Source organism: Amorphoplanes digitatis (assembly GCF_014205335.1).
GTDB classification, from domain to species: Bacteria; Actinomycetota; Actinomycetes; order Mycobacteriales; family Micromonosporaceae; genus Actinoplanes; species Actinoplanes digitatus.
Window position 1 is genome coordinate 4,970,163 of record NZ_JACHNH010000001.1, and the last position, 14,512, is coordinate 4,984,674.

The following is a 14,512-nucleotide window of genomic DNA, read 5'->3' on the forward strand; positions in this document are numbered from 1 at the left end:
TGACGTTACGCGCACAGCCGGATACCGCAATGCACTTCCATCCGTCGATCGCGATGGCGTACCCATCAGAATGGCTCCATGACGGAGACCAGGACGGTTGGTACGGCGCCGGGCGACTACGACGCGATGCATCACGCGGCGCAGAAGAGCCCACTCCTCCACCAGCTGTGGGCGCGGGCAATGGGCGACGAGTATCCACCCGGCGTGGAGCCCACCAGCTCCTGCTCGTGGTGGCTGCTCGGGCACGCAGTGTCGGCATTGCGCCTGCGTCCCGGCGCGCGACTTGTCGACCTCGGCTGTGGCCGCGGCGGGCCGGGCCTCTGGCTGGCCCGAGCATTGTCGGTGCGGCTCACCGGCATCGACTTCAGCGCCGCCGCGGTCGAGATCGCGGCCCGGCGCGCCGGCGACTACGTCGCCCCCGGCAGGGCGGAGTTCCGCCAAGGCAGCTTCGAGCGAACCGGCCTTCCCGACAGGTACGCCGATGGACTGCTCAGCGTCGACGCGTTGCCGTTCAGCCCGGACCGTCAGGCGGCGCTGCGGGAGGCCGCCCGGATCCTGGCGCCCGGCGGACGCTTCGTGCTGACCGCACGGGAGCAGCCCGCCGATGCCGACAGCTGGCCGACGATGGCGACGGCCGCCGGCTTCGACGTGGAGCAGATCCTGGACAACACCGAACACGACGGCTTCTGGCGACGGCTGTTCGCCTCGTTCCCCGGGAACGCGGCGGCGCTGCGCGCCGAGCTCGGCGAGCGGGCGGGCGACAACCTGATGCTGGAGGCAGAGATCTCCCTGGCGAAGGGCTTTCCCACGCGGCCGGCGCAGCTGCTGGTGCTGCGCCGCCGCGACACCGATCCGGGCGCGTGACCTCCGAATGACCGGCCGGAGCGAGTCACTCGGATCTGCCGCCGTTCGGGCGCAGCGCGGCGTTCCACCGCCACGGGCCGACATCGCCGAACCTGCCTGTGTGCCGTAGCAGAACGCCCGTGGGATGCCGCCGTTCTGTCGATGCATCGGGCATCAGTCGCGCCAATACTGCCGCGCTGAGTTCCGCGGGTGGCCACCATGTGACCTGTAGGCCCTGGGTGATGTCGTAGGTGTGGATCAACACTTCGGCGGTTCCGAGCGCTGCGAATCCGCCGGCATCACACGGTCCGAAGTGCCAGCCTCGCTTGTCCGGACCTGCGGCACGCAGCGCCAGGAGGAGCAACCCGCCGCATGCCTCGACGACCGCCAGCACATCTGACGGTGTGGCGTCGTCGCGGACCGTCAGGTCCAACGGCAGGTACTTCTCCTGTTCCCGCCCGGCGAGCTGAGTCGCGTAGGCGAGCAGGTCGTGGGCAATATGGACGAGCGTTTCCCGGCACGTCCAATCGAGGCTGCCCGCTTGGGCTGACCAGTCGCCGGTGCTCGCCGGCGGTGCAAGGACGTCGCGCATCAACCGGATGGCGCCCTCCAGGTCGTCTGCGTTCATGGCGCACATCGTCGCAGGCAGAGAGGCACCGAATCCGCGGCAGGGCTCAGCGGGCGTCGCGGGCGAGGTCGCGCTGTAGCAAGACCGTGTCGATCCAGCGGTCCTGCTTGTAGCCGACGGCGGTGAGCCGGCCGGCCTCGGTGAAGCCGAGCCCGCGGTGCAGCCGCGCCGAGGCCGGGTCGCCCACGTCGGTGATCACCGCGATCATGCGGTTCATCCCGGCCTCGGCGCTGCGCCGGATCACGTCGGTGAGCAGCAGCCGGCCGATGCCGCGCCCGCCCTGGCCAGGCGCGACGTAGACGGTGTCCTCGACCGTGTAGCGGTAGGCGGGCTTCGGGCGGAACGGCGCCGCGTACGCGAAGCCCAGCACGGCGCCCGCGTCCCGCACGACGAGGAACGGCAGGCCCCGGGCGCGGACGTCCTCGAGCTTGTGCCGCCACGCGTCGACCGGCGGCGCGACCTCGTCGAACGTGGCGAGTGAGTGCCGCACGTAGTGGCCGTAGATCTCCGCGATCGACTCCAGGTCGGACTCCCGCGCCTCGGTCACGGCGCTACCCTAGCCCGGCCCGTAAGCCGTCAGGCCGCTCCACGCCACGTACTCCTCCGGGCCGCCGTCCGCGAGGGCCGCGCGGGCGTGCCACACCGCCGACGCCAGCGTGTCGCCGCGGCCGATGCGGCGGTGCAGGGCCGTCATCGGTGCCGCGCAGACGCCGTCCGGGATCGGCACCTCGGCGGCCACGATGCCGGCGCTGCCGTTGGACATCAGCGCGCTGACGAAGCCGAGCATCTCGTTGCCGCCGTACGGCTGGTGCGTGCCGGAGTCGCAGGAGGCCAGCACCACCCGGCGTGGTGCGACGCCGCGGGCCAGCATCTCGTAGAGGGTCAGCGAGCCGTCGCTGAGTTCGAGCGCCGAGAAGAGCGGGCTGTCCGAGCGGAACAGGCCGTGGCAGGCGAGGTGGGCCAGGTCCGCCTTGGCGATCAGGTCGAGGGTCGCGTCGACGGTGCTCTCCGGCGGCAGCAGCGTGACGATCTCGTCGTGCTCGGCGGCCACCACGCGCGCCTCCTCGACGGCGCCGGGCAGCCCGGGCCCGGCCACCACGGCGGCACGGACCGGGCCCTCGGCGTCGAACGTCCGTTTCGCGCGCGCCCACAGGCCGCCGGACGGGGTCACCGACACCGGCGCCGGGTGCAGCGGCGACCACAGCACGCCGAGGAGCAGGGCCGACGGCACCACCACGAGCGGGACGTCGGCCGGCACGCCGAGCGGCACGATCAGCTGCCGGGACAGCGCGTCGAACGCGTCCTGCGCCGCGGTCCTCGCGGCGACCGCGAACCGGGTGCCGTGCAGCAGCCGGCGCAGGCCGAACGCCGCGGCGTCCGCCTCCTGGAGGATCGGGGCGACGGGTCCCAGGTCGACCATCCGGGTGCGCCGGGGCTCCACCACGACGGCAAGGATCTGCCCGTCGACCACGGCGTACTCGACCATCCACCGGCCGTCCATGGCGCGCCGCAGGTCCGCCGCGGTCGCGAGCGCGGCCGCCTCGCCGCCGACGTCCTCTCCGGCCCAGGAGCGGCGCCGGATACGCGCCTCGAGCGCGCTCTGCCGGGTCAGCAGGGACGACGGCTCCTTGCCGCGCTCGAGGCGGGCCGTGCGGAGCTCCTGCTCGACGCCGCGCAGGGCGATGACGTCCTGGTCGACGCCCGCCGCCGGCGGCTGCACGCGCAGCAGCGCCGCGGTCCGGGTGCGCTCCAGCCATTCGAGGATCCGGCCCGCCGACGCGGTCGGCAGCAGGCGGCGCAGGCCCAGCGCGCCCAGCTCGGCGCCGTGCCCGGCGGCGAGCACCCGCAGCTCGAGGGAGGGCAGCGCGGCACGGTGGCGCGCGAGGTCACGCAGGCCGCGGGAGCACTCGGCGACGACACCGCCGGCCTGTTCGGACTCGGCGAGCAGCGCCCGGGCGAGGTTGCCCCGCAGCCGGACGAGCAGCGACTGGTCGCGGGCGAGGTCGCCGGCCAGGGTCAGCGCCCGGCGCGCGGCGGGCGCCTTGCGCAGCGCGAGCGCGGCCCGGCCCGCCGCCAGGTGCCCGTACACCGCCTCGGTGCGCAGGCCGATGCGCTGCAGGGTGGCCGCGGCCGCGCCGAGCCGGCGCAGCACCTCGGGCGAGTAGCCGTGGCAGGCGGCCTGCGCCTGCGCCTCGGTGACCGCCGCGCGCGCCGCCCAGGCGGGGCGGCGCTGCCGGCGGAAGTCGTCGGCCGCGGCGGCGGCGTCGGCCAGGGCGGTGGCCGCGTCGCCCAGCTCGAGGGCCAGCCGGGCGCAGCGCAGCCGGGCCTCGGGGGCCATCAGCCGGGCGCCGTGGCGTTCGAACTCCACCGCGGCCGACCGGGCCGCGGCCATGGCCTCGTCGAGCAGCCGCAAGTCGCGCAGGACGTCGGCGTACTCGAGTTGGTGCTCCCCCAGCGGCAGGTTCGCCGCGGCGTGCAGGCGGCCGGCCTCCTCGAAGCGGCGGACGCTCTCCGCGAGCTGTCCGGCGTGGAAGGTCGACCAGGCGCGGCTGTTGGCGATCACCGCGAGCAGCCGCGGGCTCAGGTCCCGGCAGAGCTCCGCGGCGTGGTCCAGGTGGTCGAGCGCCTCGTGCGGGCGGCCCAGCTGGGTCTGCGCGTTGGCCAGGTTGTTCGCCGCCTTGACCCAGACGATCGGCGGGCAGTCCGGGTCGTCGAGCAGCTCGCGGTAGGCCAGCTCGGCGGCGCGCACCCGGCCCCGGTTGTGGTCCAGGATGGCCAGTTGCAGGCGCAGGTCCGGGCGCTCCTCGGCGGCGATCAGCGGCTCGGCCCGGCGCAGGTCGCGGGCGGCGGCGCCGTAACGGCCGAGCTCGTGCAGGGCGACGGACCGGGTGACCAGCAGGTCGCCGAGACGGCCCGGCCGGCCGAGGCCGTCGGCGAGCCGGACGGCCTGATCGAGTATTTTTCTGGCGCCGTCGTTGTCGAGCGCGACGTGCCGCGCCCACGCCTGGGCGCGCAGACCCACGACGAGCGCCTCGGTCTCCCCGGCGGCCCGCGCCGCCCGAACGACTTCTTCTGCCTGCGGGGCGTATCTGGCTGGATCTAGCACGACTCTTCTGTACGCGGCCTCTGCCTCGTCCAGGAAATTCACCTGTTCGTCCAATTCGCACCGCCCCGATTCCCGGGTGGAAATCGAAGTCAGCCTACCGATCGAGAGGGACAGTAAGCCATGACCCAGAACTGGCCGATATCGGACCATCGCAGCGCCGAACAGCTCGAGCGGGACGCCGCGGCCGTACGGGCTCAGGTCTCCAAGCTCGTCTCGCCGAACGGCGACGCCGCCGCCCGGCGGGACTCCGACGCCGTCGTGGAGCGGATCCGCCGGCGCCAGCTCGCCGCGTCGGGTGATCAGGCGACCCCGTTCATCCTCTACCACCCCGCCGACGGCTCCGGCCCGGTGCTCTGCGCCGACAACCGGCTGGTGGTCGACGCCGACGCCGCGCAGGCCGCCCGCCTCGGCGGGCTGCTCTCCGGCTACGCGGCGGCCGACCGCGCCGGCCGCAACCCGCGCCGCCGCACCCGGGTGTTCCGCGGCCCGGCCAAGGGGTCGTTCGAGGCGCTGCGCCGCGACGCCAAGCGGCTCCGGGACGAGCACCAGATCATGGCGGGCGTCAACGCGGTCGTGCCGCTCGGCTACATCGTCAAGTGCGACTCGTACCCGGGACCCACCGTCGCCCCGGCCGCCTTCGCGGGCGGCGGCGGCGGGGAGCCGGTGCGGGTGGCGATCGTCGACACCGGACTGACCGCCGCGCCCCGCACCGACGCCTGGGACACCGGCGTGGTGCGCAACGGAACGGATCCGGTGAACGTGCTGGCGCCGATGGACCGGATCGACTGGTTCGCCGGCCACGGCACGTTCGCGGCCGGCATCGTCCGGCAGATCGCCCCCGACTGCGAGGTGGTGGTCTACCGCTACACCAGCACCGACGGCCTCGGCACCGACGAGGCGGCCGCGGACATGCTGATCCAGGCGGCCGACGACGCCGCGGGCGGCCGAGTGATCATCAACGCCTCGTTCGGCGCGCCGGCCGTCGACGGCGTCCCGCCGCTGGCGATGCGCGAGGCGGTGCGCTACATCACCGAGACGTACCCGAAGGCGCTGATCGTCGCGAGCGCCGGCAACGACGGCAGCGACCGTCCGCTGTATCCGGCCGCGTTCCCCGGCGTGAAGGCGGTCGGCGCGCTGAACAGCGACCTGAGCGCGGCGGCCTTCTCCAACCACGGTAGCTGGGTGCACTGCTCGGCGGTCGGCGTGGGTGTCGTGTCCACGTTCGTCGAGGGCAAGCTGCCGCCCGAGACCGGCATCGGCGCGGACGTCGACTTCCCGGCGGACTCCTGGGCGACGTGGAGCGGCACCTCGTTCAGCGCGCCGCAGATCTCCGGCGCGGTGGCCGCGCTCTGCGGCGACGACGGCGCGCTGCCGCCGGCGGCCGCGTTCGACCAGCTCGTCGCGGGACGCCCGACGCTCGCCGATTACGGCACGGTGGTGCACCTGCTGCCGGGCACGCCCGTCTGATCAGGACGGCCCGGTCAGAGCAGCGTCCACTGGGTCGCCACGGCGATCCCGCCGGCCCGCCGGCAGGTGAGGCTCATCGGTCCCGGAAGCACGTCGTCGATGACGAACAGGCCGCGACGGTCAGCGTCGACGCCGCGTGCTTTCGGGACCGTCGGCTGCCGGACCTCGATGTAGGCGGGGCCCTGCGGCGCGAGGTGCCCGGTGAGCCGGCGCCGCCGGCCGACGGACTCGACCTGCACCGCGATGATCAACTCGTCCCGGCCGTGCTCGTCGACGATCTGGAAGGTCAGCTGCCGCGGCTCCCGCGCGGACCCGCGCACGGCGACGGAGCGCACGGAGGCGGCCGGGCCGTGCGAGTCCTCGACCAGGGCGGCCAGCTCGGCGTCCAGCCGGCGCAGCGTGAAGCTCTGCCGCGCCAGCTCCATCGCGTCCGCCGGCGGCTCCTCGGCCTCGTTGAGCAGCGCGCCCAGCCGGGCGAGCAGGGGACCGTCGTCCGGTGTCGTCGGATCGTTCACCGTGTCTCCTCACGCCGAATGGGAAATGCGTTGCGTGGCGCATTCATCACACTCACGATTCCGCTTCGCCGCCGCTGATACCTTCTGTCAGGAATTGGCGCAGGTGCGTCAGGCACCGGCCCCGCGTCGGGCCCAGGCTGCCGATCGGCATGTCGAGCGCGGCCGCCGCGTGCTCGTACGACGGCCGGTCCTCGGCCTCCACCACCAGCACCCGCAGCACCTGCTGGCAGCGCGGGCTCAACCGGCGGAACGCGTGCCACAGCTCGGCGTCGCGATCGGCGACGAGGAACGGCCGGTCCGGGTCGTCCTCCGGGTCGGTGGGCCGGTCCAGCAGCCACGGCTGGCCGACCGGCATCGCCCGCTTGGCCCGGCGCAGCGCGACGAGCGCCTCGTTACGGCAGGTGGTGCCGATCCACGCGCCCAGCCGGGCCGGGTCGCGCAGCGAGTCGAGGTTCTCCAGCACCCGCAGCCAGGTCTGCTGGAAGACGTCGGCGGCGTCGGCCTGGCTGAGCCGGTACGCGCGGCAGGTGGCCCAGACCCGCCGGCCGAACCGCCCGACGATCTCGTTCCACGCCGCCTGGTCCCCGCCGGCCGCCTTGCTGACCAGCAGGGACACATCGTCGAGCGGCTCGGTGTCGGTCATCATCGCCTCCGATGTCGCGGCCCGGAGCCCACAGGCAGCCCGGGTTCACGCCCATCGTCCGCCGTAGATATACCGATTTACCATAGACCAACCGGACGGCGCGGCGGTTTCGACCCTCGGCGCGCCGGCGCTCAGCGCCGCCGGCCGAGGTTGATCCAGTCCGTCGACACCGGACGGCCGCCGGCGCGCAGCCGCAGCCGGACCGCGCCCGCCGCCGGGGTGCGCACGCTGAAGCAGCCCGCCTCGTCGATCGGCGCCTCGGCGAACGTCCCGTCCGGAGTCTGGCAGGACACCGTGCCGCCGCTCGCCGGGCTGACCTGCCCGACCGCGTCGCCGTCGTCGTCGATCTCGGCGTCGATGCGGTAGCCGCCGCCGTCGAACACCAGCAGCCGGGCGCCCGCCGCGGTGCCGGCGCGGATCGCCAGGGCGCCGTGCGGCGCGGAGCTGTCGAACGACAACTCGGCGAGGAACAGCTCCTCGTCGACCGTCCGCCAGGCGAACGCGGCCCGGGCCGCCGCGGCGAAGTCCGGCGGCAGGGCCTCGCGCGGGGCCAGCGCCTCGCGCAGGTCGGCGACCAGGGCGGGATCGTCATCCCACGGCGGCTGCGTCACGGCGGGCCTCCTTGCGTACGTGGCTGTCGGATTGACCGGCGGCGCCGATGAACGCCACCAGGGCCGGGCAGGTGCGCAGTCTGTGCACGCAGCGGCCGCGGGTCGGGCCGATGCTGCCGATCGGCACGCCGAGGCGCTCGCCGATCTGCTCGTAGCTCAGCGGCGGGTCGACAAGCAGCAGCCCGACCAGCTCCCGGCAGCGCGGTGGCAGCTCGGCGTAGGCGTCCCGCAGCGCCTGGCGGCGTTCCTCGGCGAGCAGCCGCTCGTCGAGTTCGCCGGGCTCCGGTGCGGCCGTGCTGACCAGGGTCTCCGCGGCGCCGTCCAGCGGGTCGAACAGCCAGGTGCGGTGGCCTGCGCGCAGCACCCGCAGGCACTCGTTCCGCGTGGTCTGCACGATCCAGCCGGGCAGCGCCTCCGGTTCGCGGATCCGGTCCAGGTGCTCGACCAGCCGCAGCCAGACGGTCTGGTTGACGTCGGCGGCGTCGGCCCGGCTGATCGTGAAGCGCCGGATCACCGCCATGACCAGCGGGCCGTAGCGGTCGATCAGCGCGGCCCAGGCCCGCTCGTCGCCGCCCGCGGCGGCACGGACCAGGCACAACGTGGACTCGCCGACGGTAACGCTCATGACACCAACACCCCGTAGTCCGGGTGCCAGCGCCGCTGGTTCAGCAGGACGTCGGCCGCGTCCGCCGCGGTCAGGCTCTTCTCGCTCATCAGCGCCGCGATCCGCCCGGCGACGTGCGGCGCCGCGAACGACGTGCCCGACCACCGCGCGAAGCCCTCGAACCGCTCCGGTTTCGCGCCCTTCACGTCGAGCACCCCGGTGACGTACGTGCTGACGCGGGTGCCGTCGGCGCAGGCGTCCACCCACTGACCGAAGTTGCTGTACGCGGCGGGCGCCGGGCCCTCCTCGGTGGCGTGCACGGCCGCCACCGCGAGAACGTCCGGCAGCGCGGCCGGCCAGGCCGGGCGGGAGCCGCCGGCGTTGCCCGCCGCGGCCACCACCAGGACCTCGCGGCCGAGCGCGGCGACACGGTCGGCGAGCGGCAGCGGCGCCACGTCGTCCTGCGTCCGGCAGCCCAGCGACAGGTTGATGATCGACACGCGACGTTCGAGCCGGTCGACGGCGCCGACGAGCATCTCCTCGTCGCCGATGCCCATGCCGGACAGCGCGACCTCCGGGTCGAACCGGACGTCCGGCGCGGAGGTGCGCAGCACGCCTGCGACGAACGTGCCGTGCCCGGCCTGGAGCGCCAGCACGTCGGCGTACTGGTAGAGGGCGTCCTCGTCGTCGGCCTCCGGCAGGTAGGCGTTGCCGAGCCAGTCGGGGTGGAAGCTCGCCGCGTCGCGCCAGATGCCGGTGTCGCAGATCCCGACGGTCACGCCCTTGCCGGCCCCCGAGCCGGTGCCGGGCGGCTTCGGCGCCGCGACGGCGACCGGGCCGGTGCCGGGGTTGCCCATGATGTTGTCGAAGCCGACGAGCACGTGATGCGGCTGCACCGCCGGTGGGACGCCGCCCGCCCATTGCCCGGGTTCGCGCAGCCGGGCCACCAGCCCGGGGATGTCGGCGTCGGCGCCGAGCAGGAAGCGTTCGACGGAGCCGAACGGTTTGCCGCCCCGGAACGGCACTCCGGCCTCGCGCAGCCAGGCCGCGACCCGGCGGGCGTCGGCCCGGGCGGTGAGCAGTTCGCCCGGCCGGTACCAGAATTCCCGGCCCGGCTCGGTGTACGCGCGGATCCTGCGGTCCTGTGCGACCGCGGCCAGGAAGGCGGCGCCGTAGCCGCCGTCGTCGCCGTCCTCGCCGGCCGCCGCGGGTGCGGCCCAGGCGGGCAACGCCGCCGCCGCGGCGGCCGCGGCGGACCAGCGCAGCAGTCCCCGGCGGGTCAGCGGGACCCCGTCCGGGCCCCTGCCAAGGCGCGACGATCCCGATTTGAATCGGTCAGTTGACACAATGCCCTCCGCGACGACCACTGGGTGCGAGGCTGGTCCCACCGTTGGCGGGCTGCCGGGCGAATCGGGAGAAATCTAGCGGTGCGCGGCGCGGTCGCACTAGCAAAAAGCGGACAGGATGCGGGAGTGGCAGGTAGCGGACAGTCCTGGGAAATCCGGGCGGAGGACGCCCTGAGTGCGGTACAGCGCAACCCCCATCAGGCGATCCAGATCGGACAGTCGGTCCTGGAAAGGTCCGACAACCCGCGGGCCCGCGCGGTCGCCGCGCGCGCGGTGGGGCTGGCGTACCGGGAAATGAACGATCTGGGCGCCGCGGTGACGCACCTGCGCCGGGCGGTGCGGCTGGCGCGGCGCGGCGGCTCGGCCGGGCTGACCGCCCTGGCCCGGATGAGCCTGGGCTACGCGCTGGCCAACAGCGGCCGCAACGTCGCCGCCCTGCGGGAGGTCACGGCCGCGTTGGAACACCTCACCGGGTGCGACGCGGGGCGCGCGCGGATGCAGCGGGGCGTGGTGCTCCACTTCGCCGGCCGCTACGAGGAGGCCGCCCGCGACTACACCGCGGCCGTGGAGATCGCCCGGCAGGAGGGTGACCCGCTGCTGGAGGCGCGGGCCCGCAACAACCGCGGGCTCGTGCAGACCCGGCGCGGCATGGCGCGGGGCGGCGACGACCTGCGCCGCGCGGAGGAGATCTTCACCGAGCTCGGCCTGGACCTCGCGGCCGCCGACACCCGGTGGAACCTCGGCACCGCCGCGGCGCGCCGGGGCGAGGTGGCGGTGGCCCTGCGCGTCTTCGCCGAGACGGACCGGCGCTACCGCGAGCTCGGCGTGCCCCGGCCGGCCCTCCAGCTCGACCGGCTGGAGCTGCTGCTGTCCGTGCCGCTGCCGGCCGAGGCCACCGAGGTGGCCGCCGCCGCGGTACGGGAACTCGGCGCGCGCGGCATGGCGTCGGACCAGGCCGAGGCGCTGCTCGGATCGGCGCGGGCCGCGCTGCTCGCCGGCGAGACGGGCGCGGCGATCGCCGCCGCCGGGCGGGCCGGCGAGGCGTTCCGCCGCCAGGGCCGGCCGGCCTGGGCGGCGCTGGCCCGCAGCGTCGCGCTCCGGGCGGGTTTCCGCTCCGGCACGCGCACGGCCCGGTCGCTGACGGCGATGGTCCGCAACGCCGCCCAGCTCGACGCGACCGGCTGGCCCGGCACGGCGCTGGCCACCCGGATCGACGCCGCCCGGGTCGCGACGGCCCTCGGGCGCACCGAACAGGCCCGCGAACTGCTCACCGTCGCCGCCCGGGCCCGCCGCGGCGGCACCGCGGACCGGCGTACGCAGGGCTGGTTCGCCGCGGCCCTGCGGCACCGTCTCGGCGGCGCGGACCGGCGGGCGCTGAGCGCGCTGCGCGACGGCCTGGCCGTGCAGGAGACGCACCGCAGCTGGTACGGCGCGACCGAGCTGCGCGCCAGCAGCGGCGAGCACGGCCGGGAGCTCGCCGCCGAGGGGCTCGACATCGCGGTCGGCGCGGGCCGCCCCGCGCAGGTGCTGGCCTGGGCCGAGCTGTGGCGTGCCACCGCCCTGCGGATGACACCGGTGACGCCGCCCGCCGACCCGGAGCTCTCCCGCGTGCTGACCGAGCTGCGCGGGGTCTGCGCCGCCGTGGACGCGGCCGCCCTCGCCGGGCACCCGGCCGCCGCGGAGCAGCGCCGCCAGGTGCGGCTGGAGCACCGCGTGCGGGAGCTGACCCGGTGCGCGGACGGCGCCGGCGCGCCGGCCCGGCCGCCGGGCGTCGCGGCGCTGGCCGCCGCGCTCGGCGACGCCGTCCTGGTGGAGCTCGTCGCGCACCGGGGCGGGATCCTCGCGGTCGTGGTCCGCGACGGCCGGGCGAGCCTGCACCGGCTCGGCGACCTGGACGCGGCCCGGCGGTGCTCGCGGCAGCACCGGTTCGCGCTGCGCAGACTGATCACTCTGGACGATCCCGCCGCCGCGTGGACCGCGGCACGGCACGCCGCCGGCGCGCTGGACGCGCAGCTGCTCGCGCCGCTGCGTACCCGGATCGGCGACCGGCCTCTGGTGATCGCGCCGATCGGGGAGCTGCACGCGCTCGCCTGGGCGGCGCTGCCGTCCTGCGCGGGCCGGGCCGTCACGGTGGTGCCGTCGGCCGCCGCCTGGCTGCGCGCCACCACCCGCCGACAGCCGGTGCCGGGTCCGGCCGTGCTCGTCGCCGGCCCGCGGCTGCCGGCGGGCGAGAAGGAGGTGGCCGCGCTGGCCGCCGCCGATCCCGGCGCGGTGGTGCTGACCGGCGAGGCGGCGGGCGCCGGCGCGGTCACGGCGGCGATGGACTCGGCGCGCCTCGCGCACATCGCCGCGCACGGCGTCTTCCGGGCCGACGCGCCGCTGCTGTCCACCCTGGAGCTGGCCGACGGGCCGCTGACCGCGTACGAGCTCGAGCGGCTGCGCCGGCCGCCGGGGGTCGTGGTGCTGTCGGCCTGCGACTCCGGGCGCTCGGCGGTGCAGCCCGGCGACGAGCTGCTCGGCCTCGGCGCCGTGCTGCTCGGCGCGGGCACCCGCACGCTGATCGCCAGCGTGCTGCCGGTGCCCGCGGACCGCACCGCGGATCTCATGCTCGACCTGCACGCGCGGCTGCGCGGCGGCGCTCGGCCCGCCGCGGCGCTCGCCGCCGCCCAGCGGGAGCTCACCGCCGGTGGCGACGCCCTCGATCACGCCACCGCGGCGGCGTTCCACTGCATCGGCGCGGGCTGAGCGAAAAAAAACTGTATTCGAACCCGGCGGTGCCCCTCTGGGGTTGGTGCGGGACACGCAGCTGACGTGTCCCGGATACGACAGGGGGAACCAGATGTTCGTCGACAAACCGGCCCGACGCCGGATCATCGCGGTGGGGGCCGCCGGCCTGCTCGCCGCGCCGGCCCTCGGGGGCGCGGCAGCCGCCGCGGAGGAGCCGCAGACCGTACCCGTGTACGCCGTGGTGCAGGAGGGCCTCACCGCCGGGCAGGGCGCCGAACTGGCGAAGGCCTTCGGCGTACCGAACGCGTTGCAGGGCAACGGATACTTCGCCTACGTCGACGCGGCCGCGTACGGGCGGGTCCCGCTGACCGCCGCCGGCCGGGCCACAAAGGACGAGTCGGGCCGCGCGGTACAGGCGCAGGCGATCGACCGCGCCGCGCTGGAGAAGATCAGCCCGGTCGCCGACGAGGAGGCCCTGCGCCGGGGCGGGCAGCTGATCGAGCTGGCCGGGCTGAGCCCCGACCTGAAGGCCCGGCCGCAGGTGACACACACCGAGCTGACCCTCACCGACGCGGAGAACGGCAGGCCGCAGGTGCACCCCCTCGACACCGTGGTCAGCTACCAGCTGGACCTGGCCGGGCTCCCGGTCAGCGGGCAGGGCGCCAAGCTGCGCCTGACGGTCGGCCCCGACGGCACCGTCACCCAGCTCGCGCACGCGCTGCGCGCGGTGGAGCGCCGCGGCGAGGTCAAGGTGATCGGCGAGCAGGCCGCGCTCGACGCGTGCGCCAAGCTGTACGGCCAGGACGTCAAGCAGGAGGCGCCGACGCTGGGCTACCAGTTCCCGGAGCTGAGCGCCACCGACGCCGACGGCAAGGGCAAGGTCTCCACCATCGCGCCGCAGTACACCTGCAACCCGGTCGGCGGCGCGGGCGCACAGGCGCACCGGCTGGTCCCGGCCGTCGAGGGTGCCGCGCCCGGCGGCAAGCTCGGCGCCACCCGCGCCGGCGACACCGTGACCGCCTCCGTCTCCGTCGAGGGCGGCACCGCGCCGTACACCTACCGCTGGTCGTCCTCGACCACCGTGCTGCCCACCGACGGCAGCGACGGGGAGTCCATCAGCTACAAGCGCAGCCCGCGCGGCCGCGAGGACGACGGCGCCGAGCGGCTCAGCGTCGAGGTCACCGACGCCGACGGCATCGCCGCCACCGCGCACGTCGACCTGCCGGGCGACGGGGACGCTACCGCGGAGTTCCAGCCGGGCGGCGGCGGATTCGGCGCGCTCGCCATCGGGCCGAACGACGTCGGCATCGAGCAGACCATCGACGAGTGGCAGTGTGCGCAGGACAGCGGCAACGGCTTCCGCAGCGTGATGGCCTCGCACGGCGTCGGCACCCAGTTCGACTGGCGCGGCGCCAGCGCCTGGGAGAAGGACTTCAAGGACCCGTCGCTGGGCGGGATCGACAGCTCGTACGTCGACGACGTGGACGCGACCTGGTACACCGGCCACGGCTGGCCGGGCGGCTTCACCTTCAAGGGCAACAACTCCGACACCCAGATCACGCCGTCGGACGCCCGCTGGGGCAACCGGGACCTGGAGTGGCTCCAGCTCGAGTCCTGCCAGGTGCTGCGGGACACCAACGGCCACCACGACTACTTCGGCCGCTGGCGCCAGGCGTTCGCCGGGCTGCACATCATGAACGGCTTCGACACCAACGCGTACTGCGTCGGGGGTGGCACCGGCGCGACGTTCGCCAGCTACCTGTTCCCGAAGAAGTTCCTGTGGTGGGAGCTGCGGCCGGCGTACCGGGTGCAGAACGCCTGGGCCGCGATGGCGATCGACCGTGAGCCGTCCGGCGTGAAGTACCGCTCGACCGGGCTGGTCCGGCCGGACGGCACCACGAACATCGGCGACTTCTTCTGGGGGCAGGGCCCGACCGGCCCGGACATCCCGCTGACCCCGAACACGGGGCAGTGGTCCATCTCGGGCACCGTCTAGCGCACCGAGGACCGCGGCGGGCGTCG

General features: G+C 75.1%; 12 protein-coding genes. 4 read left to right on the forward strand and 8 right to left on the reverse strand.

The window, feature by feature from the left end; all coding sequences use genetic code 11:
• The first annotated feature begins 78 nt into the window (after positions 1-78).
• Positions 79-864 (forward strand): class I SAM-dependent methyltransferase, encoded by a 786-nt coding sequence (locus BJ971_RS21710; RefSeq protein WP_184995068.1) that lies wholly within the window; start codon positions 79-81, stop codon positions 862-864.
• Positions 865-889: 25 nt separating this feature from the next.
• On the opposite strand, the gene BJ971_RS21715 is transcribed toward BJ971_RS21710, so the two are convergent.
• The 3 genes from BJ971_RS21715 to BJ971_RS21725 are packed head-to-tail and all read right to left on the reverse strand — an operon-like array spanning position 890 to position 4,493.
• A complete protein-coding gene (locus BJ971_RS21715; protein ID WP_184995069.1) occupies positions 890-1,471 on the reverse strand; it encodes a maleylpyruvate isomerase N-terminal domain-containing protein in 582 nt (193 codons plus the stop codon).
• Between the two features lie 46 nt (positions 1,472-1,517).
• A complete protein-coding gene (locus tag BJ971_RS21720) occupies positions 1,518-2,018 on the reverse strand; it encodes a GNAT family N-acetyltransferase (RefSeq protein ID WP_184995070.1) in 501 nt (166 codons plus the stop codon).
• 9 nt (positions 2,019-2,027) lie between these two features.
• Positions 2,028-4,493, reverse strand: coding sequence for a CHAT domain-containing protein (locus BJ971_RS21725; RefSeq protein WP_239087586.1), 2,466 nt, complete (start codon positions 4,491-4,493; stop codon positions 2,028-2,030).
• Between the two features lie 204 nt (positions 4,494-4,697).
• Here BJ971_RS21725 and BJ971_RS21730 point away from each other — a divergent pair, with 204 nt between their 5' ends.
• On the forward strand, positions 4,698-6,044 hold the full coding sequence (locus BJ971_RS21730) for a S8 family peptidase (protein WP_184995072.1): 1,347 nt from the start codon (positions 4,698-4,700) through the stop codon (positions 6,042-6,044).
• A 14-nt stretch (positions 6,045-6,058) separates the two neighbouring features.
• On the opposite strand, the gene BJ971_RS21735 is transcribed toward BJ971_RS21730, so the two are convergent.
• From BJ971_RS21735 to BJ971_RS21755, 5 genes are all read right to left on the reverse strand, one after another.
• Positions 6,059-6,559: a hypothetical protein gene (locus BJ971_RS21735; RefSeq protein ID WP_184995073.1), complete on the reverse strand. Its 501-nt coding sequence runs from the start codon at positions 6,557-6,559 to the stop codon at positions 6,059-6,061.
• 52 nt (positions 6,560-6,611) lie between these two features.
• A complete protein-coding gene (locus BJ971_RS21740) occupies positions 6,612-7,202 on the reverse strand; it encodes an RNA polymerase sigma factor (protein WP_184995074.1) in 591 nt (196 codons plus the stop codon).
• A 131-nt stretch (positions 7,203-7,333) separates the two neighbouring features.
• Positions 7,334-7,813, reverse strand: a complete 480-nt coding sequence (locus BJ971_RS21745) for a hypothetical protein (RefSeq protein ID WP_184995075.1) — start codon at positions 7,811-7,813, stop codon at positions 7,334-7,336.
• Positions 7,791-8,438: an RNA polymerase sigma factor gene (locus BJ971_RS21750; protein WP_184995076.1), complete on the reverse strand. Its 648-nt coding sequence runs from the start codon at positions 8,436-8,438 to the stop codon at positions 7,791-7,793. Before BJ971_RS21750 ends, BJ971_RS21745 begins: the two co-directional genes overlap by 23 nt.
• The gene (locus tag BJ971_RS21755) at positions 8,435-9,763 is read right to left on the reverse strand and encodes a S8 family peptidase (protein ID WP_239087585.1); all 1,329 of its coding nucleotides are present in this window, start codon (positions 9,761-9,763) and stop codon (positions 8,435-8,437) included. The genes BJ971_RS21750 and BJ971_RS21755 overlap by 4 nt, the downstream gene beginning before the upstream one ends.
• Before the next feature lie 126 nt (positions 9,764-9,889).
• Between BJ971_RS21755 and BJ971_RS42215 the strand changes: the two genes are divergently transcribed.
• Together BJ971_RS42215 and BJ971_RS21765 are read left to right on the forward strand one after the other, a co-directional pair.
• Positions 9,890-12,508: a CHAT domain-containing protein gene (locus BJ971_RS42215; RefSeq protein ID WP_203709430.1), complete on the forward strand. Its 2,619-nt coding sequence runs from the start codon at positions 9,890-9,892 to the stop codon at positions 12,506-12,508.
• 94 nt (positions 12,509-12,602) lie between these two features.
• Entirely contained in the window at positions 12,603-14,486 is a 1,884-nt protein-coding gene (locus BJ971_RS21765) for a DUF6345 domain-containing protein (protein ID WP_184995077.1), read from the forward strand.
• The last annotated feature ends 26 nt before the right edge of the window (positions 14,487-14,512 follow it).